This is a genomic window from Nostoc sp., from assembly GCF_036919595.1.
Taxonomy (GTDB): domain Bacteria; phylum Cyanobacteriota; class Cyanobacteriia; order Cyanobacteriales; family Nostocaceae; genus Nostoc.
The window spans coordinates 1-23760 of the sequence record NZ_JBALCO010000075.1 but is presented as its reverse complement, the minus strand read 5'-3'; the positions used below and the strand labels follow the sequence as shown (position 1 = coordinate 23760).

The window sequence follows — 23760 nt, the reverse complement described above, 5'->3', positions numbered from 1 at the left end:
TTACAACTCCCTGGGACAGTACCAACGGGCGATTGAGTTGTTGCAGGAGTCTTTGGAAATCACAAGGGACATAGGCGATCGCAATGGCGAAGGTAATTCCTTGGGCAATTTGGGCAACGTTTACTACTCCCTGGGACAGTACCAACGGGCGATTGAGTTTTTGCAGCAGTCTTTGGAAATCAAAAGGGAGATAGGCGATCGCGATGGCGAAGGTAATTCCTTAATCAGTTTGGGCAATGCTTATCATCAGTGTGGCAGGATTCAAGAAGGATTTGTAGCTTCGTATCAAGCCCAGCAGATTTTCCAAGAACTTGAGCTTCCTCTCGAAGCGATGCCTTATCCTCAGTGGCTAAAATCATTAATAAAGTTGGTTCAACGTGGGCGTTTACAGTTAATTTTGTGTTTTATTTTCGGTTTGATAGCCTTTCCTTTTGCCTTAGTATGGCTGATTCTGCTGCTTTTGTGGCGTTTAATACGTGCCCAGTTTATAAAATGAACACTGAGGTTTTCTCGCCGTGGGTTATGGGCGTGGTTGCGTCGGTTGTGGCGTTGGCTACGCGCTTGGTTTCGGCAGTGATTTTGTCTTACGCACAGAAGAGGCTTTATAGAGTGCGATATTGTAGGATATGTTAATGAAATGTAACGCACCAACCACACCTAAATCTCTACCAACCCACAACTAAGCTACTTGCAGAGGCTTTGTAGGTAGCATTCTGGCTTCTGGTAATGGTTTATTCTCTTCAGAAAGCATTTCCACAAAAGCCTCGATTACTTCCTGACCATTTTTGGCAGCTTCCTCGTAAGTTCTACCATGTGTATGAAATTGTTGCCAAGGGAACTCAGGCAAGTGAACTAAGAAAAGTTGATCCTCTTGTGACCATTGAATCACCATACTGTAGTGATAGATCATTCTTCACCTTCCTCGCTTACAAGTTTTTCGAGTTCTTCCAGCTTTTTCAGCACCCGTTGAATGCCTCTTTCTAAATATAGCGGAGCATCATCACCATCAATACCCAGGAATAGTAAGGGGTTCTTCCGGTAGCATTGGATGTTTCCAAAATGTATGGCTTCCTTTGCCTCGTCCTGGCTGAAGGATATACCCAACTTTTGCTACCATTGCTTTCAATTCTCTTACTTTCTTTGGCATTGCTCCTTAGTTACCAACTTCTTAATTTATTATAATCATTGGAATATAGTGCGATCGCAAGTTTAAAGCTTTGAATCATAGTAAAAATGAAAGCGTCAGCTATACAAATGAGAATGAAGAAACTATTACTTGGTCTTTGCAGCAAGTAGTAGACGTGAATTCAGTTTTGGATGATGACTTTGATTCATCTGAGGATATTGTTGATTTATATGCTCGACATTTTCGGAACTATAAGGCTTACCAATCATTTGAGCCATTATTATCTAAAGAGCAATTTGGAGAAGAGTTATAAAACCATGCGTTCGCTCTTGTCGATTCCCATTAATGATACACTCATCACCTAACCCAACAGCGATCGCAATTGACCAATGCAGCGGGAAACTGAAAATACGGTGTTTGATGGTAAAGAAAAAACTTGCTTTAAGCCCATAGCCGCAAACTATATCTGGAAAAATCTGCAAGACCGCTCCTCTGGGTTCCCATCAATGATAATTTTAAGCATTGGGAACCCTTAAAAATCAAAGTTTATGAACGCAGCCGACGAGAAAATGATTGTTCGCGACTATTTCAATTCCACAGGGTTTGACCGTTGGAGGCGAATCTACGGCGATGGCGAAGTCAACAAAATCCAACTAGACATCCGCAACGGACATCAGCAAACCGTGGATACAGTTCTCGGCTGGCTGAAGGGTGATAACAATTTACCAGAACTATCAATCTGTGATGCTGGGTGTGGTGTCGCTAGTCTCAGCATCCCCCTAGCGGTAGATGGTGCGAAAGTCTATGCCACCGATATTTCGGAAAAAATGGTGCAAGAAGGCAAGCATAGAGCAAAGCAAACTTTGCCAAATGCTGAAAATCCCACTTTTGCTGTGCAGGACTTGGAATCGTTAAGTGGTAGTTACCATACTGTTATTTGCTTGGATGTTCTTATCCACTACCCCCAAGAAAAAGCCGATGAGATGATATCTCACCTATGTTCTTTGGCACAGTCGCGGATAATTCTCAGTTTTGCGCCGAAGACCTGTGCCCTAAGTATACTCAAGAAAATTGGCAGTTTCTTTCCCGGGCCAAGTAAAGCGACTCGTGCATATTTGCATCGTGAGGCTGATGTGGTAAGAATTTTGGAAAGTAATGGTTTTTCTTTGCAACGAAAGGCGATGACGAAGACTCGCTTCTATTTTTCTCGCCTACTTGAAGCTACACGTAAATGAAGTTAAAATCGCAGCAAGATGAATCCTATATCTTTGCTGCGATTTGACAATCTCAAAGTTTAACACTGGTAAGTATTACACTTGGCATCCAGTTCTGCTTTTTATCTTGGCATAGGCGTAGCCCGCCCTTAGACATCGCTCTAATTGGGAGGATGAATAACTATCATCGCGATCGCACAGCCTTATTTTATGTAATAGCAGCAAAAATCATACTATATTTTTGACATTTCATGCTTGGTAAACCTTCGCTTACTACGACTGTGACAGTTGAAAGTATGGAGTGTGGGATAAAAAGTAGGAGAACCGAACCGTAAACGCCTGGATGCTATCGAGAAAACGCTGAAGAACACAGAAGAAGCGCTTACAAAACTATTGTCAGGAGTACATTGATATACTAGAACCTTTGCAAAAGTCAAGTTAAAATCGCTAGCAAAATTAAAATATAAAGTGGAACTATGAAAACTGCTGAAAAATTGGCTGCTGGTTGGCTACTGACACTCGGATTTATGTTTTTAACGCTATCAGCAACAGCGACATTGGAAAAATTTGCTGCACGTGAGGTGTACATACCAGTGCAAGATGGGGATACTTTTACCGCACCAAATGCTACTTATGAAGATAATAATACTGCTGTAGGTGGTCTAATTTTTGGTATCCCTAGCTTAACATTGGGGGGATGGTTAGCATTGGGATTGTACCGTCAAAGCCGACAGGAGAAAAAGGCGCTTAATCAACAAGTTAGCGATCGCTTGCAATCTATTTTTTATGAGATGCTACAAGCAAATCATGGACGCGTAACTGTTTTAGGCTTTGCTATGCAGTCACAACTACCCCCAGCCAACGCCAGACAATATTTAGATGAAAAAGCTAAAGAATTCAATGCAAACTTTAAGGTGAACGAAGAAGGGGCTATATCATATCATTTTGATGTCTAATTGATATCTAATGGTTCGTTAAATTCCACACCAACTTACGGCTAGGTCTAATGACGCAGATTTTTTTGAGCATAGCTGCCATTTTAGGCGGTTTGTCAGTTGCTGCTGGTGCCTTTGCTTCCCATGCTTTACGGGAAAAAATTAGTGAGCGATCACTAGAAATTTTTGAGACTGGCGCTCGTTACCAGATGTATCATGCTTTAGCACTTTTTCTAATAGCAATACTAATTAGTCGTACTGAGTCTCCCCAACCCACTCTCATCGCCAGTGGATGGCTGTTTATCATTGGCATTGCTATTTTCTCAGGTAGCTTGTACGCCCTTAGCTTAACCGGTATTAAATCCTTAGGAGCGATCGCACCACTGGGCGGCACAGCCTTTCTTGCTGGTTGGGGTGCTTTAGCTTTTGCTGCGTGGACTTTGAAGTTGTAAAAAAGTTATAAATGGGGAGTTAAAAGTTAAGAGCTTTTAACTCTAACTCCATTTATTGGAGGTTCAATTTCCTCCTTTTTACAATTTTCTCTAGTCAGAACTGCATCGCCAGATTCATAAGTTAATAACATCATAGATGCTTTAATGATTGAGTTTATTCCTTGGATATATTCATCACTATTATAAATAGGAAGAAATGAAATATAAACAGTTGGACGGAAGCCCAATACTTCTTCACTAATATTTTTTGAACTATCATGAGTTGAATATACACCCAATTAAGCCAAGACATAAAAATATTTTTTCATCAAACTTTTCAATATTTAATTTATTACAAATTAAGTCTATTATTTGTTTTGGTTCGGAGGACGCCAAAATTTATAAGTAATAATTAATAGAGATATTAGTAAATAAAATTTATGCTTTGGTTCTCTGTTGTAATGATTTCTGCTGACCCAGATATTGCGTAATCAGCAATTTGCTGCTTGCTGCAATATTTATGTTGTGACTTGAGTACTATTTAAATTAACCACAAATCTATTTGCTTGGACACCATCAATCTTTTCTGAAATTGTGTTAGCAATATTACGAACCAGTGATGATGGTGAATAAAAGCGGGTAAGGCTGTTGCCCAATAATTGTGCTAATAGAAGGTGGAAAATTCATAATGTGCCGTTTACTTGCTTACCTTGGTTCGCCTATTTCTTTAGATCATCTTCTGTATAAACCAGAACACTCGCTGATAGTCCAGAGTTATCAACCCCGCGAAATGACCTCTGGGGTAGTAAATGCAGATGGCTTTGGTGTGGGTTGGTATGATAGTCAAAAAGATACTGGCCCTTTTATTTACAAAAATACCCTACCTATTTGGAATGATATCAACCTACCCAGTCTCAGCCGTTATGTTGAATCAAAGTGTGTACTTGCTTATGTCCGCAGTGCTACATCCGAACAAGCAGTAGATTTTGCTAATTGTCAGCCCTTTAACCATCAACAACAGCTATTTATTCACAATGGACGAATCGAAAATTTTCGGAAAACATTACACAGAAAAATCCGCAGCACTTTAACCCAAGATTTTTACGAAAAAATTAATGGCACTACTGACTCCGAACACATTTTTGCATTGTTACTTTCACAAAGTCAAATTAACAAACATCGACCTTTAGAGTATGCTTTACGTAGTACATTATTAACCCTCTTAGAGATGGCAAAGCGCTATCAAGTAGAAGCCTCATTCAATGTAATCTTTAGTGACGGACATCGCCTGATAGCTTCTCGTGTTGCTACTACTTCACCACCTCCATCTCTTTACTGGATACGAGATGATCCGACTTTTCCAAAATCTGTAATTATTGCGTCCGAACCTTTATTTATAGGTAATTGGATTGCTTGCCCAGAAAATAGCATCATTAGTGTGGGAGCAGACTGTGAGCTCCAAATTGAGCAAATCTAGTGTAAAAGAGACTATTTTTCAAGCCTTTGATGAATGGCGCAGCCTCTCGTAGAGAAGGGCGCACTTGTACTGAGCATCTCGGCTTGCTTCTCTTCGAGAGGCTGCGCCAACGACTGCGCTCAGCACAAGTCGCTCGATGGAGCCGCAGCCGAAGTAGTCGACCCATGTCGTACCCCTACGGGGATCTTGCTAGCAAGAGCGTCTCGTAGAGAAGTGCAGCAACCTCAATTCAACGTTTCAGTCTTTGTTGAGAATTTTCTTCAATCAAAAATTAGTTTAGGAGGTAGACGCTGCCTAGATTCTCCGCCCAGAAAAAAGTAATTATTGCTATTTATTCTTAATAGTCTACAATAATATCTAACGATTTTTAGGAGTATTCTATGTCACTCGATCTGACACCGACAGATAACCTGCCGGATCAAATTGTCTATGTCCTGCTCAATAAGATTAAAGACGATGAACAAGGACAGCGAGATGTTAGCTTTTTTGCTGAGGACTTCGAGGGTAAACAGGTTAATCGAGAAGAATTGCTCGAGTTACTAAATCGTCTTAAGGAGTCTGGATACTTCATTGGTGAGATTGAAAGCAATAAAGCTAATCCAGAATCAGGCTCGTCAAACCTTCTGGCGACCTGTAAAAATGCAGAAATAACGACAGATGGTCGAGCAATGTTAAAAGCCATATATTTCAAGCCGGTGTAGCAGCGAAGGAAAGTTATTTGTTGAGGCGAGATCGGGTATAGGGGAGAGTAGGGGGAGATAAGGGAGCAAAATCCTCATCTTCCCGAAGTTCTGATGCCTGCGGTGGTCACTGAGCTTTGCCGAAGTGCGGGCTGTGATGCTCGTTCGCGCCAGCCTGCTGTAGGCAAGACTCGCTTTGCGCGTCGCTATCGGTGTCGCCGGAAGCCAGCGCTCAGACTTCTCTCCTCATCTTCCTTATCTTCACCTTCACTCTTGTTATCCGAACCGTATTGATTCCTCACTTCCAGAATTTGAGAGGCGATCGCTATTTGACATTAGAATAAAAGGCAGAAAAGTTAGCGCGGTATTTGTGCCGACTTACTTACTCCTACAGGGATCTTGCTACGCGTCTCGTTGGCGCAGCCTCTGCAAGAGTTGAGAAGCGGCTTGCCGTCAGACATCGCTCGGCATCGACCCTGATAATCTACTTAGTGAGTAATATAGTGATCGCTCCTTCACGAAATGCGATCGCCCCACAACGGATATATCTTTCTTGTATTGGCTGCCTGACTAGATGTTTTAGCTGTGGGGTACTGAAGAAAGAATATCAGATTCGTCTAAAGGGTGGTAGCGTTGTTTGGTCTGTTCAACTTCAAAAAAGACTTGCCAGAAGGAATCTTGCGAAATGGCAATGATTGCAATACTTGCAATATTTTTTTATAAAGAGAATAGCTCAATCACGTGGTATCCCATTTGATTGAGGGCGTTTTGGATAATGAATTTTTTAATAAACGCCACAAAATGCGCTCATAATGCTCTTTGGAAAGTAGACTTTCTACATAGAACCCCACATACTTTAACACGAGGATCAATGTCAATATCTAAAGCTGTTACCAGCAAGATTACTTCTCCAGAAAATATCGAAGAACGCTTGCAGATACAGCGTTTGCTAGGCGCAACTAAAATAGTTACACCTAGTGCTGGGAGTGATGTAGTGAAGGGATTAACTCAAACACCTAAATCTTTACCTCCCTGTTACTTTTATAATGACCGTGGTTCTGAGCTATTTGAGCAAATCTGTGATTTACCAGAATATTATCTAACACGCACAGAAACAGCGATTTTACAACAGTATGCTGGCGAAATTGCCAAGATGACCGGCGCTTGTGAATTGGTAGAACTTGGCAGTGGCAGTTCTAGCAAAACCCGCATTTTACTAGATGCCTACCAGCAGCTAGGCTGTCCCCTGCACTACCTACCAATTGATGTATCTACAGGTATTTTGGAAAGTAGCGCCAAGCAGTTATTAAGTGATTATCCTTTACTGCAAGTTTATGCACTAGCGGGAACTTATGAATTAGCCCTTGCACAACTCTTACCGACGCAATTACCCAGCAGGATGATTTGTTTTATTGGTAGCAGTTTAGGTAATCTGACACCTAGTGAGTGTGATGTATTCTTCTCTCAAATTACAGAATCCCTACAAGTAGGTGAGTATTTCTTGTTGGGGATAGATTTACGAAAGCCAAAACAGATTTTGGAACCAGCTTATAACGACAACCAAGGAGTGACAGCAGCATTTAACCTGAATATGCTGGAACATTTAAATCAGCGGTTTGAGGGGAATTTCGACACCACGCAGTTTGAACACTGGGCGTTTTACAATGAAAGTGAGTATCAAATAGAAATGCATTTACGCAGCCGGCGATCGCAAATTGTTGAATTACGCGCTCTTAACCTCAAGGTTAATTTTGCACTAGGTGAGACTATCCTCACTGAAATTTCGCGTAAATTTGACCTCAATACTATCAAGCAGCAACTGACTGCACAGGGTTTATTACCTATTCATGTGTGGACAGATCCAAATCAATGGTTTGGTTTACTGCTCACTCAGTTGCAAGCATAAAGCAAATCAGGCTACACCTCACGTATATAGCGGTCCTCAGTTGAGTCCAATATAGACCTAATAAAAACAGCCCTAACCCTTATTGCGTTGGGGAGTAGCACTCCAAGCCTCTCTTCTTTTAAGAGAGAGGCTTGGAGAAAAATCAAAGTATATTACATACAAACGAGAAGGGCTATAGTTGATATTCCTCCCACCCCAGCAACAGAGAACAATTAGAATCTCTTTTGCTGGAGTGGTATTTTCACTAAGTACAGTTGTACATCATGTATATAATGGATTTATACATTTCCCTATCAGCCCAAACGAGAGACTCAATATTTAGCTGCTAATTATTGCTGCATCGAAGGTGTGGGAAAAATTCTGCTGAATATAGGAACCCGTGGCTTTGGCTTAGTTGCAGTTATATTGGCATTAGAAGCATCAGAAACAGAAGAGTTCTTGGCTGCCTCAGAGAGGATAGGTGGTTTGCTGTTAGTAGAATTGGCAAAATCACTCAATTGGATAGCGAAAGGTGAATTTGAAGATAGGGAACTAATATTATTGGTATTTTGACTGTTGGGTTTTACCGGAGTTTGAGCTTGAGATGGAGTAACGATGAAAGTCGAGCTTGTTCCTAATACCAGTATGAGCAAATGAGAAGTATATTGTCGCATGGGGATTTGTCAAATTAGTTAATAAATGTTTAAAGCTTCAATAACTTGTGTTTTTTCTCAGTTGTATATAAGACCGTGATTTACCAAGATAAATCATTGTGCTGTCAAAAAAAATCTGATTACAGCAATTTACAAAGGAATATAGGACTAAGGTATGCTTTATATTTGAATGCAGTTTAGTAAATCGATTCACTAACAAAAACCTAACCTTCCAATCACCTTTTATATGAGTTAAGGGGAAGCTAAACTCCTCTCTAATAATAAGGAGAACGGTGATTTTATGATTACTGAATCAGTCTTATAGAGAGGATGCAAATAGATACACCTGAAATAATTGATGTTTTGTCATCAACTAACCCAGCACAACTATTAATAATTTAGTTTTATTTAAGTTGTTATTAAAAGAGGAATAATACTGAACTTATTGACAAACCTGCTTTTCAGTAATTGAGCTATTAAATTGCATATTTAATAAAGCAAAATATAAAATATATGAACTTTTTATAAAACGTGAGTTTTATGAAGCAATACGCTTGGGTTAAAGACAGGACTTACGCAAATTTAAGAAAAAACGAACCGTAAAGGGCGCAAAAAAAGAGGCAGTGTGCGGTGGTTCCCGCCGTTATAGCGACTGCCGTCACAAAGGAATAAGAGTTTCAGAGAGTTTTTGCATAAGTCCTGAAAGGTTTTTGGCGCTAGCCCAAGCTTTTTGACGATTTAAAATAGTCGTATTCACCAAGACTGTATTTAAATGTTATGTGTGCAGCAAAACCCGCATTTTTTGGTAAGCGCGTACCTTTGTGATCACCCTCAGGGAAAAATGGATAAAGTCGAGCTTGAGAGATTTCCATTAATTACTTATGGGTATCCGGTGAGAAAATGTGACTAAAATGTACAATAAATAATCTATATCTGATTTGACGTGAATTTATAAAATCGCGATGCCTACAGCGGGCTACACCTACCCAGCATGTTAAAGCGGCTATGCACACACTTGGCAACACAACTCCATCATTGAGCTACATATTAGCACTGGACTTAGGTACAACAGGCAACCGCGCCTTTGTGTTTAACGCAGACGGCAAAATTGTTGGGCAGGCATACAAAGAACTAACTCAGTATTATCCTCAGCCCGGATGGTTAGAACATGACCCTGAACAAATTTGGCATGATACCTGTTGGGTGATGCAAACCGCAATTGGGAATGCCCAGATTGTTCCATCAGCGATCGCAGCGCTAGGACTGACTGTACAGCGTGAAACCTGTTTGATTTGGGACAAAATTACTGGTAAACCACTCCAAAGAGCGATCGTCTGGCAAGATCGCCGCACTGCTCCCCTTTGTCACCAGTTACAAGAACAAGGCTATGCTCAAGATATTTACGATCGCACCGGATTGATTATCGATGCCTATTTTTCTGCTACTAAACTCAGGTGGCTATTAGACAAGTTTAGAGATGTTGACTTTAACAATGTCTTAGCAGGCACTATTGATACCTGGCTGCTGTGGAACCTCACAGGTGGGAAAGTCCATGCTACTGACCACAGCAATGCCAGCCGGACAATGTTGATGAATCTCAAAACCTGTGAATGGGATGAGAATTTACTGGATCTGTTTCAAATTCCGGTTCATATTTTGCCCCAGATTCAGTCTAGTTTAGGAATATTTGGAGTTACAGATGCTACTTTATTGGGCGCTGAAATTCCCATTACTGCCATCTTGGGAGATCAACAAGCTGCTTTATTTGGTCATGGCTGCGATCGCCCAGGCTTAATGAAATGCACTTACGGTACTGGTAGCTTTTTATTGGCTCACACTGGCTGTGAAATTGTGCGATCGCACCATAAAATCATTTCTACAGTGGCATGGACACAAGCAAATCCAAGGGATACTTTAGATGTAGGCTATGCTATTGAAGGCAGTATGTTTACTAGTGGAGCTTGTATTCAATGGTTGCGCGATCGCCTGAAGCTAATAAAAACTGCTGCTGAAACTGAAGCGATAGCAAATCAGGTAAAAGATAATGGCGGAGTCTACTTTGTGCCTGCATTTAGTGGACTGGGCGCACCCTATTGGGATATGAGCGCTAGGGGAGCCTTTTTTGGCATTACCGCCAGTGTACAACCAGAGCATCTAGTCCGCGCCGTGTTGGAAGCGATCGCTTACCAAGTTCTGGAGGTAGTGCAGGCGATAAATGCATCTAGCAGTACTCCAGTTGGGCGATTAAGTGTAGATGGTGGTGCTTGCGAAAATAATTTCTTGATGCAGTTCCAGGCTGATGTATTAGGTATTCCAGTTGAACGTCCGATAATGCGCGATACAACTGTTCAAGGTGCAGCATTTGCAGCAGGTTTAGCTGTAGGATTTTGGGAGAGCTATGAAGCACTGGTGCAGCAACGGCAGATTGAGTGCGTGTTTGAGCCGGGAAGCAATGGCCCATTGTGCAATTTTGCTATTTGGCAAAAGGCAGTGAAACGGACTCTGGCTTGGGTGGAGTAGTTAAGGGGTTAAAAACTTAATTAAAAATTGCTCAATTATTATTAAATAATAGGATTACCGACTTTTTCATAACAGTGCGATAAAAAATTGATATTATGTCCGGTAAATTACTGTTAATTCTCGAAAGACCTCTCTCGCAACCCCTCCCCTAGTAGGCGACGGTGTACACACAAGTCCTAAAATCCTTGCCTGGTAAGATACAAGCCGGATATTGGCAAGGTTTTGAGTTGATTAAACTGATTATCAATAATGTCAGCTTATTGATAGATTGATGAGAGAAAATTAAGGATTTTAAAAATAATTTTCCGTTCTTTTCCGTCCATTTGATTACCAACTCGACTTGTGTGTACACGGTAGCCCTAGTAAGGGAGGGGAGCTTTGGCGTAACGCATAAGCGGGGAGAGGTTGATTTATCAGACTTGATATGATAACTCGATTAATCGGTCAAAATACCACTCATATAAGGATGCTAGACGCATGATTACTAAACCTAAGATTTTTATTGATGGGGAATCGGGAACCACAGGCTTACAAATTTACTCACGCCTCAATCAACGGGATGATATCGAGTTAGTTAGCATTGAGGCATCTAAACGTAAGGATGCAACTGAGCGAGCCAAACTAATCAATGGCGTCGATGTTGTTATTCTCTGCCTACCGGATGATGCAGCCCGAGAAGCTGTTAGCTTGGTCAGTAGTACTACGGTTAAGATCCTGGATGCTAGTAGTGCCCATCGTACAGCTAAAGGCTGGGTATATGGCTTCTCTGAACTAAATCCAGGACAGCGAGAGAAAATCGCCAGCGCCCAGTTTGTCAGCAATCCAGGCTGTTATCCCACGGGATTTTTAGCTTGTATCCGTCCGTTGATTGCTAAGGGACTTTTGAAGAATAGCTTTCCCATCACCGTTAATGCAGTGTCAGGTTACTCTGGTGGCGGAAAGAATCTGATCAAACAATACCATACCTTCCATGAACAGCAAGCCGAGGCAGAGTCACTCTACCCTTATGGCATCTATGGTTTGCAATTTGGGCATAAGCACGTTAAGGAAATGCATTATTATTCAGGGTTAGCATCGCCGCCGTTGTTCGTGCCGGCAGTAGGAGATTTTGAGCAAGGAATGCTGGTGCAGGTGCCTTTGCCACTGGGGACTTTGGATAATCCACCATCAGGTGAAGTTATTCATCAAGCAATTGCTAACTATTACCAAAGTGAAAAATTTGTACAGGTTGCTCCATTTCAAGATTCTACTTTGCTGCGAAACGGAATATTTCTGGATGCGATCGCAATCAACGGCACCAATATTGTTCAGGTTTTTGTATTCGCCAATGACGCTACCAAAGAAGTGTTGCTAGTTGCTCGTCTCGACAACTTGGGCAAAGGCGCATCGGGGGCCGCAATCCAAAACTTAAACATCATGCTCGGCTTTCCAGAAGAGTTGGGATTGTAGTAAAAGGCTCAGACTGGAATCACATTCGGGCGGCAGCGGCGCTAGCAGCGGCAACATCGCTCACCATCGCGCTTTGTTTGGGTTCAAGAATCGTAGGGGGACTCGATAGGTTAGTTAAAGAAAGTAAAACTTGATGCGGCTGATTTCTGACGTTGAACGGTGCGATCGCTCATCTTACCTTACCTTGATCAATAGGCATATTTTTGAGACAAATTATACAGCTTGTTTCGTGGCGATCGCTATCGACTTAAATGGAAATTCTTTTATACACGACCAGAAGTAGTAGTCGGGGGTGTGATTACTCTTATACAAGAAGGTGATAGCATCACAATTGATGCCCTCTTCTAATTATTTGTGCCTACCTACTTAGTTAAATAGTCGGTCGATAACCACCAAAAACAGCAAAGCTAAAATTTTTGTACCAGCAATCCACATTTTGAAACCCAGCTGCTTCTAGCCAGTGAAGTTGAATATCAAGGGTTGCCATGCGATCATATTCCATGCGTTTTTGTGCAGCTTTGAGATCCTCCTCTGAGATATTCTTAGCGCAGACAGAATCTAGCCAGTGTTGACGGTAAAGTTGTTCTAAATCAGGGGTTTTGCCGAGAACTTGATCGGCGTTGACGAATATCCCTCCAGGATTGAGGACATCATAAATCCGTTGATAAAGAAGTTCTTTGTCAAAATCTGACAGATGATGAATCGATAAGGCAGAAATTATAAGGTCATAGGAACCACCTAAATCAGTCTCAACGTAGTCACCAATTAAGATTTTGGCAGATTTACCCATTTTGCTAAATCTAAACTTAGCTTTCTCTAACATCTCAGGGGCTAAGTCCAGCAAGGTGAACTCTGCATTGGGGAAGACGGACTGAAGCATACCTGAGTAAAGTCCAGTACCAGCACCCAAATCTAGAACTTTTAGCGGTGCAGTGCAATCGACTGATATGATTTCAACGGCTGTTTTGTAAAAGTCATCAAAACAGGGAATTAGAATACGACGTAAGTTATCATAATCAACTGCGGCAGAATTAAAAGCTTCTTGAATATTCATTTTTTAATTTTTAATAGCGGTATAACTTTCTGTTTTAACAACTCAATTAAAGCTGGTTCCATATATTCATCTAATATATCTAAGCAGATAATTTTTTTATCTTTAAGAAATGGCTGAAAATTTTACCTTGTAGGCTAGTTTGTCTCTGGTTGCTTAGTTATTAAAGTAAAGTAATTTACTCTGCGATCGCCCCACAGATAACTCCAAAACTACGCTAAGTATAAGCGATCGCATCCTGTTCAGCTTGAGAAAGTTGCATCAATTTTGCAAACCTGTTTAAGTATAACTTGGTTATGGCTATGGCGCTGTTAGAGAAGAGGCTAACCACTTATCTTAGCTAATTCTGTAGAAAGGCTTCATTTCTAGTTTTTTAAAATTAAATATGCCGAAATTTTAACTAACCATTGGGTAAATTAATATATTATATTTACTATTTCTCTTATTATTTTCATGAATTCTGCCCTCCCCTGATTCTCTGAGGTCTTTCTAATCCTATAAAGTGTTTGTCCAGCCACTGCTAAAATCTTATCCTTATAACTATCCCTTAGTTTTTGTTCAGACGAATCATGATAAGAACTGTCTAACTCAAAGAATTTAATTGGTTTATAGCTTTCATGTTGATCAAATACAACACAATCTACAATTCCTCTAAAAAAGAAGCTTCTCTCTTCTTGGGACAAATTACTCTTAATTTTCTCAAAATCAATTAAACAACTTAATGCAACATTAGGATAAACTACAAACATTTGAAAGTTTTCCCTAACAGCCATAAAAAACTCCATCTCTTGATGAGATTTAAAGAGGCTGGTAGTATATTTAACATTAGATATATTTTTATTTTCTGTTACCTTGATTTGATGACTCTGAGAATGTTCTACAACTTTGGGTAATGATTCCTGATGCAACCTAATTACTTCAGAACATATTTCTTGTTTAGGATAAAATTTAGCATAATTATATGCTTCAAGCATTGAGCCTTTATTTTTATATATGTTGACCAATTCAACAACGACTGTAATAGCTCTATCTTCTGTTAAACTATAGATTTTACCTTTATGAAGTAAAAATAAATTTTCTAATACAGTTTCAATATTATCGTTTGCAATTCCTTTATCTAATTCTTCAAAAAACTCATTTTCAAAAGTATTTACTGCTCTCTTAACTAATTCATCTGAAGAAGCAAATTTAGAATACTTGTAGACAAGCTCCAATAACTCAGCCCATTGTTTACGGAATGTCAGTTGATAGATTTGCTCATAATCAATGTTTTCTGCCATATAATCTACTCTTAACAGAGGCATAACTTATTAGCGGTTATAACAGGACTGTCCATTATTCACCCATTATGCTTACCCTGAAGATTTGGCAGTACCAGCTTACCCATTTCAGCAAACTCCTGAAAACAAAATATTTTTGAGAGATGCCTTAAAACACAAAGACGCAAAAACGCTTCTGCGCCTCTGCGTCTCTGCATAAAATATTCCCTACCTACACCATCTCTGATTCTGCCTGCATCATCTGCTGAGGCTGCGGCTGGAACATAAACAACGAATACACCACATCTCGGCGAATGTTAACCATCATATCCAAGAAGAGTTCGTAACCCTCGCTCTTATATTCAATCAGCGGATCTTTTTGCCCGTAACCACGTAATCCTACTGATTCGCGTAAGGCATCCATTTGTTGCAGGTGTTCCCGCCACAGGGTATCAATGCGTTGCAAGATAAAGAAGCGTTCAGCTTGGCGCATCAGTCCGGGTTGAACTTGGTCAATCTGCGCTTCTTTGAGATCGTAAGCAATTCGCACCTGCTCATGGAGGAAGGCTTTAATCTCGCTGACTGACATATCCTCTAATTGACTAGGCTGCAAATCCGCTAACAGATAAACGAATTCTTTGACTTTCTCAACTAACTTTTCTAACTCCCACTCTTCCGAGGGTAAGTCTACGTTGATATAGTAGTCAACGATGTCATCCATCGTTTTTTCAGCGTACTTGATTACCTGTTCTTTCAAGTCTTGACCTTCTAACACCCGGCGGCGTTCAGCATAAATAGCACGACGTTGATTATTCATCACCTCGTCATACTCAAATACCTGCTTCCGAATGTCGTAGTAGTAGGTTTCAACTTTTTTCTGTGCGCCTTCCAAACTACGGGTAAGCATCCCAGATTCGATGGGCATATCTTCTTCCACTTGGAAAGCATTCATTAACCCAGCAACGCGATCGCCACCAAAAATCCGCAGTAGGTTATCTTCTAAACTGAGGAAGAATCTCGTGGTTCCAGGGTCACCTTGTCTTCCTGCACGTCCGCGCAACTGGTTGTCAATCCGCCGGGATTCATGGCGTTCTGTACCAATTACGTGTAAACCGCCGATTTCCACTACTTCATTGTGTTCGCGGGTAGTAAATTGTTCGTATTCCTGCTTAACGCGGTTATATGCTTCCCGCAATTTCTGAATCACAGGGTCGTCGATGGGAGCTTTTTCTGCTGCTATAGCTACCTTGTCTTCTGCTTCCAATTCCGGTAAGCTGCGATCGCCATACTCACGCACCGCAATTTCTACTGCGTCTTTAAGTAGTTTTTCTGTTTCTTTTGTCAATTGGGTGGGGAAAATTTCTGGTGAAGCCCGCCAAGTTTTGACTTTTTTGCCAGGGACAAAGCCTTGACCACCGCCATGTCCTGTAGGCAATCCGGCTGGTCTTTGAACGCCAAAGGTGTCTTCATCTTCTGGCATGACGATCCGGGGCATGAAGTATTCCCGCAGCTTCAAACGTGCCATATATTCGGAGTTTCCACCCAGGATGATGTCTGTACCTCTACCAGCCATGTTAGTAGCAATAGTCACGGCACCTTTGCGTCCGGCTTGGGCGACGATTTCTGCCTCACGCTCGACGTTTTCCGGACGGGCGTTGAGTAATTCGTGAGGAATTTCCAGCTGCTTCAGCAGTCGGCTGAGAAGTTCGGATTTTTCTACACTAGTGGTTCCTACTAATACAGGTCTGCCGAGTTCGTGCATTTCGGCACATTCTTTAGCGATCGCACCCCACTTGCCTGGTTCTGTCTTAAAGACCATATCAGACAAGTCTTCCCGTCTTCTGGCTTGATTGGTGGGAATTACCGCGACTTCCAGTTTGTAAATTTTTTCAAATTCTGGTTCTTCCGTTTTTGCCGTTCCGGTCATTCCACCGAGTTTTGGATACAGCAAAAACATATTTTGATAAGTAATTGTCGCTAGAGTTTGAGTTTCTGGCTGTATTTCTACGTGTTCTTTGGCTTCAATAGCCTGGTGTAATCCATCACTCCAACGCCGTCCGGGTAGCACCCGACCAGTAAATTCATCGACAATTACCACTTCCCCATTGCGGACGATGTAATTTACGTCCTTGAGAAAAAGTTCTTTGGCTTTAATCGCATTGAAAACGAAGTGCGCCCAAGGATCTTCTGGGTCAAATAAATCTGTGACTCCTAAAAGATTTTCGGCTTCAGCAAAGCCTTCATCTGTCAAGAGCACGTTACGAGCTTTTTCATCCACATCGTAATGCTCGTCTTTTTTGAGTGTAAATGCTATTTCAGCGGCTTGCAGATATTTTTCTGTCGGTCTTTCCACCTGCCCAGAAATAATCAGTGGTGTCCGCGCCTCATCAACTAAAATCGAGTCTACCTCGTCAATCACGCAATAATTGAACGGGCGTTGCACCACATCTGCCATTGATGTCGCCATGTTATCCCGCAAGTAGTCAAACCCGATCTCACTGTTGGTGACATAGGTAATATCGCAATCGTAATTTTTCTGGCGTTCGCTGGGAGTCATGCTTGCCTGAATTAACCCCACACTCAGCCCCAAGAATCGATGCACCTGTCCCATCCATTCTGCATCCCGACGAGCCAGGTAATCGTTCACAGTGATCACGTGTACACCTTTACCAGTGAGGGCATTCAAATAACTCGGCAAGGTGGCTACCAGTGTTTTACCCTCGCCGGTTTTCATTTCGGCAATTTGCCCTATGTGCAAAATGATCCCGCCAAGGAGTTGAACATCAAAGTGCCGCAAGCCTAAGACTCGCCGTCCTGCTTCCCGGACAACGGCGTAAGCTTCTGGCAAGATGTCATCTAGAGGTTCACCTTTGGCAAGCCGTTGTTTAAATTCGGCGGTTTTACCTTTTAACTCCTCATCGGAAAGAACCTTAATTTCTTCCTCTAAAAGGTTAATTTCAGTAACAGAAGGTTGGTATTTTTTAAGCTTACGAGCGTTGGGGTCGCCCAACAAAAGTTTTAACATGGCAGGTTATAGAACTGAATCAAGGGGGATGGGGATTAAAGGTTCGGTATTGATTATAAACATTTAACCCAACCCAACCGGCTTGGTCGTGGATGGGTGTAACCGAGAATTAACTCAAAAACAGGAGAAAAACTAGCCAATCATTTAGTAAACTGATTGGTTTTAACTCTTATCTTATATTTAGTCTTTCTTCATAGTATCATTTTGCCCCCAGATAGGGCCAGAGAGGGAGTGGGGGAATAGAGTTATGAGATATCAGTTATGAATTTTTCAACTCCTAATACCATTTCACTTTAATAATTAGGACTTACCTACACTCTCCGAATTTTTCTTCACCAAACGCTGCACATTGGCGGAAACCTCTGGTAGAGTTGGTGGTTTGAGTAATTAAGCTTTTGGGCGATTTTTGCGTAAGTTCTAATAATCATACAAATACCTTGGTAGGGGCAATGCCGTGCCCCTACGATAAATCTATATGTATCAGGGTTTGCGTGAAATGCTATAATTCCTAACTCTTCACTTCCACTCTGGTGTCAGGCGGCGGAAATTGTAATCACTAGCACTGGGATGACAGCTAACACAACTGCCAAGCTGGACAGGACGTGGTAACTTAACTCCTGGATGTAGAGCTTTGAAATAACGCGAGTTGTTGAGGCGATAGGGTGTTTCTTCGTCGTCTAGCTGCACACGGGAGAAAGTCGAAAGATATTTCCATACCAAGATGCGTGGCGGATCGACTAAAGGCTTTAATTGTGCGCCGTAGTGCTGCGAGTCTTGCAGGAGATTTTTCCAAGTTTGGGTGGGTAAAACGGCTGGTGGTAAGGCGATGTGGCATGTGGAGCAGTTTTCCAAATACAGTTCTTGCCCTAGTTGGTACTGTGCAGGAACTACGTCAACTGTGCCAATTTCGACAGGGGGAGTAGCGCTGTGGGCATTAGTTGCCAATGCTAGAAGCCAGCCCATAGCTAGGCTCCACGTTACAATTACCAAAAGTAAACCGAAAAATTGGCGCTTAAATTGGCGTTCGGCGCTTTTCTGTAGCACTTGGCGATCGCTTCGGGCGGAACATAGCCCATCGCTCTTAGGCAGACGCTTTTCGCCATTGCGGGTTTTGCGCTTAACAAAAATTGACATTCCTCACATTCCCAGATATTTAGAAGTAGCGCTTATGCTAATCATAGGACTTACGCAGTCTTAGCAGTGTTTCACATTTTGCGTAAGTACTTTTAGTAATGTGGCGATGTTTATTGGCAAGCCGCTCTGCGTCTACGCCTCCCTCCATGCATAACAGTAATATAAAGTTTATAACAATCCCTCCAATTCAGCGAATTTACGCAAACGTGGTAGACACTGGCGCTGATAAAAACTGCTTAATGTCGGAATTGACAGCCCAAATTCCTCAGATAATTCTCTCCAGCTAACTTCCGGGGGTAGGCGTCTGAGAATTAAAACCTGACAATTCACATCTGGACGCCCTTTAATGTAAGTATCGCGCAGTTCTCCTTCAGAATCTGTATTAGCCCATGTCTCCAAGTCTTCCAGAATGGGAGGTGTTTGGGGGGCAGCTGGGAGGTTATCTACAGGATCAATGGTTTCACTTGCTCCACCCGATGTAGACTGACGAACCCGAAGAGGGACTGTTGTGGCTTGTTCTCGGTTCTGGTTAGTGTAAAAGTCTTGTAGTCTCCGTCTTAAGTAAGCATTTAGCCAAGTGATGACACTGCCATAGGTGGGGTCATAGATTTGACCTGTCAAACCTTCACAAACATTGCGGCAGAAATACAACCAAGTTTGTTGTAGTGCATCTTGATAGTAGGGAGTACTTTCCCTCCAAAGTCTACTTGCTGTCAAGCGAATAATTTGCGTGAGCAGCTTCTGACGCTGAGGGCTTCCAGGTTTGTGTCCACAGGCTTCGCTAACTAAGCGGCGTAGCTGTTCATCGAATTGAACCATGACAATCTTGGCGAAGAAAGCAAGAATATCTTAGTATTGCGTATAATAACGCCCTAAAAAATTACCTTTGGTCAAGATACGGTATTTTTTTCAAATCCTCTCAATATAATCCCAGCCAGGACAATAAATTTTCCCACCAGGGATATGTCAGATCACCAATACTCAGCTTCATTTTGTTGCGAATGTCTTGGATATTCCAGTTGGTTAGTTTAGCTAGAGTTTGCGCCTCTTGTTCAAAACGCTTGGGCAAAGACTGCTTATATTCTCTACCTGCCTGACATTTGAGTTCCCCTTGGAACGGATGTTGTAAAACATAACGCCCTTGGAAAGATTCGCTGTTAGCAGTTTGTTGGAATATTAAGTCTTCAGGGAATTTGTCGCGGCTGTAGCGGACATGCAGCCGGGAGATGAAGACGTTATTTTTAGGAGAAGGACGACGAAAGCTGGGGGATGCTGGTAGATTACTTCCAGAATTATCATCTAGCCAAAATACGCCTGCTTGCTTTAGTTCCTCTTGGGTTAGGGGATCAGCAGAACAGGGGTCGCAACTACTCATGTCCCAAGCGTATTCCAAAAAACCAACTTTCCTGTCTTCTTTGGTGTAGACAGTTTGAAACATGGATTTGTAGAATTCACCAAATTCATCTTTGACAAACAAAGGAATGTTCGTGTTAGAAGGGATTTTCACCGTCCGGTAGTTAGTGATTTCTGCCTGTCCTTGGGGCGAGAGGATGTAGACAATCAAATCCTGCTCTGTCGTAGCATTAATCATGCCTAAACGAATTGGCAGCATGAATTTCGGTGACTGGTAGGAAATTTGTAGCGGACGAAGGAACTGATAGCCAGATTTCTCGAATTTATCCAAGTTGACTTTAGCAACAAAGAATTTCATTGAGGAGCGGATGTAGGGCTTTAGTAACTGTTTCGCACCTCTGGGGATTTTGTAGCCATTGCGTTTGAGCCAAGTTTCTAGTCCCCCAGATTCTTTGGCACTAAGGATCACGATGTCGTATTCGCCAACGTTGAAACGTGCTTCGACTGTTACACCCAAACTGCGATCACTTGTTTTTTCAGCTTCCTGACTAACTGCCCTGCTTCTAGGTGCCGCAGCAGGTAGATTTACCGAATCAGTAACAGCACAAGGATCTGAGTCAAAATATTCTACCAATCGCGGCGCACTAAAAGCATCCAAGCGCTCGATAATTTTCGGTTCAGTTACGCGAACTTGCTCTTTTTGCAGCACCGTTGGCACAGGTACTACTATTGCAAAATCTTTGACTTCGCCTTGAAAGTCATTTGCCATAGTTAGGACAGTGTGTTCATCATCCCGTGCTATCACCACCTGAGAAGCTTTGTTATACAGTTTTGTATCAGCCTTGGCTACATAAAATCCACAAAATGCCCAAGCTGCGGGTGCAAAGCATAAAACAGCTACAATTGTCAACAAAAATGGTGTTAAGAGTCGAAAAAACTTCATTTTATACCTCTACTTTTTTAGTGCTGAATTAAGAGAGACGCGATTAATCGCGTCTGTACAGGAGGGGTGAGTAAGAAGTTCTCCCCCTGCTTCCTCATCCCCCTCTTGCCAAGCAAACCGTGGAGCTACCCAGAGAATATCTAGCAGAATGGTCAATGGTGCAAGGGCAAACAGTGCCCAGAAAACTGCTGTGGAAACAAAGAAATAATTCCGCAGAATAAAAGTTAATCCGGCGATGCAAACTGCCCAAACTACACGCCCAATTCTCGAATTGGGGATCGATCGCGGATCTGTAATCATAAATAGGGCAAATAGCAGCAAAGACCCGCTCATCAATCGGTGCCAGTAAACATCCCAAGTCCAACCCAGCCAGAGATTGCGAATCGCCTCCAGCAAGGAGTAGCTACCCAAAAAAGCTGCTGTGGTGTCCCAGCGACCAACGCGCTGCAAAATCATGCCACCAGTTCCGGCAAATAATAGCCCATACCACCACTCTTCACCCCATTGTCCCGGCGAAACCCAAGCATCGGGGGTCAGAATCAAGGCAGAAATGATCCCAAAATTGGCGGGATTAAAGAAATGCTTATCACCGACTTGGAAGATAAATTTGCTGGCGATCGCAATTGCTGCGGCTATTGCCATTGTCGTCCAGTGATCAGCCCGCAACAGCAGGGACAGTCCCAAAGAGGTAATTAAAGCACTCCGAAGATTCGTCAGTTGTTCTTTGCCTTTTACCAATGACAATATCCATTGGGTTGCAAGACTTGTGGCGATCGCTACTCCAATCAACTCTGGCCGCAGCGTCCAATCTCGTGTACCGATTCCCACAACTAGGAACAAGCCCAGAAATAGAATTTGATAATCTCGTATATCTTTGAGCAACATTACCCTTTCATTCACGGATTCCCCGTAGATTTTTCATCAATCTAGACGAGTACAAGCTAAAACAATGTTACTGTTACAAATTTTGTTACAAAATAAAGCAGGAAATCTAAAAACCTCTAAGGATATAGTCAGAGATAGAAATGTATTGAGGGTATGGGAGTAGAAGAAAGAGAAGCTTGGTGTTAGCTTTGTTTTTTCCTTTGTTGACCCTTATACACCCGTAGTCTTGCACCCTTATACCCTGGCTCAACAAAAAATCTTATTGCGTAAATCCTACCCATTGACCTACCAGATGTAGATTACCATTTAAGCAAACATGCTTCATCGCCAGAAGTTGCAGCTACGCCCGTCGCAGACATCGCAGTTTCACAAGCAACACCGACAAAAAGTTGTCAGCAGCAGATAAACGCAAAATGCAGCTAGCTCCCCTGTTCCCAATTTTATACCGCATTCTCCAGCCAAGTTTTCCCAACTGCCTTTGGGCTGGAAATCCCCATTCTAAAGCGATCGCCCTGACTTTTGATGATGGGCCCCATCCTCAATACACACCCGAAGTCTTGGCAGTATTAGACCGTTACAATATTACAGCTAGTTTTTTTTGGTTGGGTGTTTGCGTCAACCGTTCACCAGCCATTGCTAAAACCGTTAGCGATCGCGGACACTGGATCGGATTGCATGGCTACGATCATCGCTCTTTTGCCATGCTTTCCCCAAATGACCTGAAGGACAGTTTAGAAAAAACCCAAGCTGCCATCTACAATGCCTGCAATCTACAACCTGAACAAGTGCGGGATGTCCGCCCCCCCAATGGTTTATTTACACCTGCTACTTTAAAATTATTTTTTCAGTGGAATTACCGCCCAGTTATGTGGAGTGTTGTACCAGAAGACTGGGTGCGACCAGGTGTCACCACCGTGGTAGAGCGAGTTATGCAGCAAGTCAAAAATGGTTCAATAATCGTTTTGCATGATGGTGCTTGCGGAGGAGAAGATGTTGCTGCCACAATTCAAATCCTGATTCCGCAACTGCTACAACAAGGCTATGAATTTGTGACTGTTGATACTCTGTGGCAACGAGCTAAGGCTAACCATTGACTATTACACATTTAAGGATAGGTGAAGTTAATAATTTGCTTAAAATCAGGATTTCCTATAAATTATGCCAGAGCAATTTCCTATCATTGATGTTCCCCTAGATGCCCCAGAGGCTGATGAAGATTTAGGAACAAAAGAAAAGTTCTGGTTTCGTCATCATGATCTAGGTCGTTGTCTATTCAAGAAAGCTAGACCAAACACAGGAGAAGATTGGGCAGAGAAGATTGCAGCCCAGTTGTGTGAGTTGCTGGGTTTACCCCATGCTGGTTATGAACTAGCGACATTCAATGGGGAAAATGGCATTGTTTCACCCTCATTTTTGCCGCCTCAAGAAGGTGCAATTCTCACCCTTGGTAATGAAATTCTGGCTCGAATAGTATCGGATTATCCACAAGATTCTAAAGACCTATCCCGACACACAATAGATAATGTATTCAATGCTATCGGAGATGCTTCGCTAAATTTGCCCATCAACTGGACAGCACCAGGGGAAATTAGTCAAGCGAGGGAAACTTTTGTTGGGTATTTACTCTTGGATGCTTGGATTGGAAATACAGCACTTGCGTCTATTATGAGGTACACTAGATTAAAATATAAATACTTTTAAATGAAGTCATACTCTGTCGATCTTCGAGAAAAAATAGTT

At 42.1% G+C, this 23760-nt stretch carries 24 protein-coding genes and 1 pseudogene; 13 read left to right on the top strand and 12 right to left on the bottom strand.

The features are described 5' to 3' along the window. Positions 1 to 496: tetratricopeptide repeat protein (locus V7K21_RS10560; protein ID WP_335173947.1), on the top strand; the 496-nt coding region annotated here is incomplete at its 5' end. A 183-nt stretch (positions 497 to 679) separates the two neighbouring features. Here V7K21_RS10560 and V7K21_RS10555 read toward each other — a convergent pair. Beyond that, positions 680 to 910 (bottom strand): type II toxin-antitoxin system HicB family antitoxin, encoded by a 231-nt coding sequence (locus V7K21_RS10555; protein ID WP_335173945.1) that lies wholly within the window; start codon positions 908 to 910, stop codon positions 680 to 682. Continuing rightward, the gene (locus tag V7K21_RS10550) at positions 907 to 1104 is read right to left on the bottom strand and encodes a hypothetical protein (protein ID WP_335173943.1); all 198 of its coding nucleotides are present in this window, start codon (positions 1102 to 1104) and stop codon (positions 907 to 909) included. Before V7K21_RS10550 ends, V7K21_RS10555 begins: the two co-directional genes overlap by 4 nt. Positions 1105 to 1217: 113 nt before the next feature. Between V7K21_RS10550 and V7K21_RS10545 the strand changes: the two genes are divergently transcribed. From V7K21_RS10545 to V7K21_RS10530, 4 genes are all read left to right on the top strand, one after another. Further along, a complete protein-coding gene (locus tag V7K21_RS10545) occupies positions 1218 to 1439 on the top strand; it encodes a hypothetical protein (protein ID WP_335173941.1) in 222 nt (73 codons plus the stop codon). 235 nt (positions 1440 to 1674) lie between these two features. After that, positions 1675 to 2361 (top strand): magnesium protoporphyrin IX methyltransferase, encoded by a 687-nt coding sequence (gene bchM / locus V7K21_RS10540; protein WP_335173939.1) that lies wholly within the window; start codon positions 1675 to 1677, stop codon positions 2359 to 2361. Between the two features lie 455 nt (positions 2362 to 2816). Then, positions 2817 to 3296 (top strand): hypothetical protein, encoded by a 480-nt coding sequence (locus V7K21_RS10535; protein ID WP_335173937.1) that lies wholly within the window; start codon positions 2817 to 2819, stop codon positions 3294 to 3296. A 50-nt stretch (positions 3297 to 3346) separates the two neighbouring features. Continuing rightward, on the top strand, positions 3347 to 3727 hold the full coding sequence (locus tag V7K21_RS10530) for a DUF423 domain-containing protein (protein WP_335173935.1): 381 nt from the start codon (positions 3347 to 3349) through the stop codon (positions 3725 to 3727). A gap of 26 nt (positions 3728 to 3753) precedes the next feature. Here the strand turns inward: V7K21_RS10530 and V7K21_RS10525 are convergent, their stop codons facing one another. Then, positions 3754 to 4005: a hypothetical protein gene (locus V7K21_RS10525; RefSeq protein ID WP_335173933.1), complete on the bottom strand. Its 252-nt coding sequence runs from the start codon at positions 4003 to 4005 to the stop codon at positions 3754 to 3756. 389 nt (positions 4006 to 4394) lie between these two features. Here V7K21_RS10525 and egtC point away from each other — a divergent pair, with 389 nt between their 5' ends. The 3 genes from egtC to egtD all read left to right on the top strand — a co-directional run bounded on the left by egtC (position 4395) and on the right by egtD (position 7769). Beyond that, complete coding sequence (gene egtC / locus V7K21_RS10520) at positions 4395 to 5183, top strand: ergothioneine biosynthesis protein EgtC (RefSeq protein WP_335173931.1); 789 nt, start codon at positions 4395 to 4397, stop codon at positions 5181 to 5183. 380 nt (positions 5184 to 5563) lie between these two features. Then, positions 5564 to 5884, top strand: coding sequence for a hypothetical protein (locus V7K21_RS10515; RefSeq protein WP_335173929.1), 321 nt, complete (start codon positions 5564 to 5566; stop codon positions 5882 to 5884). A gap of 850 nt (positions 5885 to 6734) precedes the next feature. Beyond that, positions 6735 to 7769: an L-histidine N(alpha)-methyltransferase gene (egtD, locus tag V7K21_RS10510; protein WP_335173927.1), complete on the top strand. Its 1035-nt coding sequence runs from the start codon at positions 6735 to 6737 to the stop codon at positions 7767 to 7769. A gap of 329 nt (positions 7770 to 8098) precedes the next feature. Here the strand turns inward: egtD and V7K21_RS10505 are convergent, their stop codons facing one another. After that, positions 8099 to 8422, bottom strand: coding sequence for a hypothetical protein (locus V7K21_RS10505; RefSeq protein WP_335173925.1), 324 nt, complete (start codon positions 8420 to 8422; stop codon positions 8099 to 8101). Positions 8423 to 9406: 984 nt separating this feature from the next. Between V7K21_RS10505 and glpK the strand changes: the two genes are divergently transcribed. The 3 genes from glpK (at position 9407) to V7K21_RS10490 (ending at position 12653) form a co-directional block, all read left to right on the top strand. Beyond that, complete coding sequence (gene glpK, locus V7K21_RS10500) at positions 9407 to 10921, top strand: glycerol kinase GlpK (RefSeq protein WP_335173923.1); 1515 nt, start codon at positions 9407 to 9409, stop codon at positions 10919 to 10921. 480 nt (positions 10922 to 11401) lie between these two features. Continuing rightward, positions 11402 to 12370, top strand: coding sequence for an N-acetyl-gamma-glutamyl-phosphate reductase (gene argC / locus V7K21_RS10495; protein ID WP_335173949.1), 969 nt, complete (start codon positions 11402 to 11404; stop codon positions 12368 to 12370). Between the two features lie 133 nt (positions 12371 to 12503). Then, positions 12504 to 12653: a hypothetical protein gene (locus V7K21_RS10490; RefSeq protein ID WP_335173921.1), complete on the top strand. Its 150-nt coding sequence runs from the start codon at positions 12504 to 12506 to the stop codon at positions 12651 to 12653. Positions 12654 to 12740: 87 nt separating this feature from the next. Here the strand turns inward: V7K21_RS10490 and V7K21_RS10485 are convergent, their stop codons facing one another. From V7K21_RS10485 to V7K21_RS10450, 8 genes and pseudogenes are all read right to left on the bottom strand, one after another. Continuing rightward, positions 12741 to 13424 carry a class I SAM-dependent methyltransferase gene (locus V7K21_RS10485; protein ID WP_335173920.1) on the bottom strand — a complete coding sequence of 228 codons (684 nt, stop codon included), beginning with the start codon at positions 13422 to 13424 and terminating at the stop codon, positions 12741 to 12743. After that, positions 13421 to 13546 (bottom strand): annotated as a pseudogene (locus V7K21_RS10480) (phosphotyrosine protein phosphatase); the annotation flags it as partial. The gene V7K21_RS10485 and the pseudogene V7K21_RS10480, both read right to left, overlap by 4 nt. A gap of 291 nt (positions 13547 to 13837) precedes the next feature. Next, positions 13838 to 14701 carry a DUF2726 domain-containing protein gene (locus V7K21_RS10475; RefSeq protein ID WP_335173918.1) on the bottom strand — a complete coding sequence of 288 codons (864 nt, stop codon included), beginning with the start codon at positions 14699 to 14701 and terminating at the stop codon, positions 13838 to 13840. 211 nt (positions 14702 to 14912) lie between these two features. After that, on the bottom strand, positions 14913 to 17705 hold the full coding sequence (gene secA / locus V7K21_RS10470) for a preprotein translocase subunit SecA (protein ID WP_334793501.1): 2793 nt from the start codon (positions 17703 to 17705) through the stop codon (positions 14913 to 14915). Between the two features lie 516 nt (positions 17706 to 18221). Then, positions 18222 to 18839, bottom strand: coding sequence for a cytochrome C (locus V7K21_RS10465; RefSeq protein WP_335173916.1), 618 nt, complete (start codon positions 18837 to 18839; stop codon positions 18222 to 18224). Between the two features lie 168 nt (positions 18840 to 19007). Next, entirely contained in the window at positions 19008 to 19658 is a 651-nt protein-coding gene (locus tag V7K21_RS10460; RefSeq protein WP_335173914.1) for a sigma-70 family RNA polymerase sigma factor, read from the bottom strand. A gap of 100 nt (positions 19659 to 19758) precedes the next feature. After that, entirely contained in the window at positions 19759 to 21135 is a 1377-nt protein-coding gene (locus V7K21_RS10455; RefSeq protein ID WP_335173912.1) for a DUF2330 domain-containing protein, read from the bottom strand. A 9-nt stretch (positions 21136 to 21144) separates the two neighbouring features. After that, a complete protein-coding gene (locus tag V7K21_RS10450) occupies positions 21145 to 22020 on the bottom strand; it encodes an RnfABCDGE type electron transport complex subunit D (RefSeq protein ID WP_335173910.1) in 876 nt (291 codons plus the stop codon). Between the two features lie 413 nt (positions 22021 to 22433). Between V7K21_RS10450 and V7K21_RS10445 the strand changes: the two genes are divergently transcribed. Both V7K21_RS10445 and V7K21_RS10440 read left to right on the top strand, forming a co-directional pair. Further along, the gene (locus V7K21_RS10445; protein WP_335173908.1) at positions 22434 to 23114 is read left to right on the top strand and encodes a polysaccharide deacetylase family protein; all 681 of its coding nucleotides are present in this window, start codon (positions 22434 to 22436) and stop codon (positions 23112 to 23114) included. A 64-nt stretch (positions 23115 to 23178) separates the two neighbouring features. Next, entirely contained in the window at positions 23179 to 23721 is a 543-nt protein-coding gene (locus tag V7K21_RS10440) for a hypothetical protein (RefSeq protein ID WP_335173906.1), read from the top strand. Positions 23722 to 23760 lie beyond the last annotated feature (39 nt).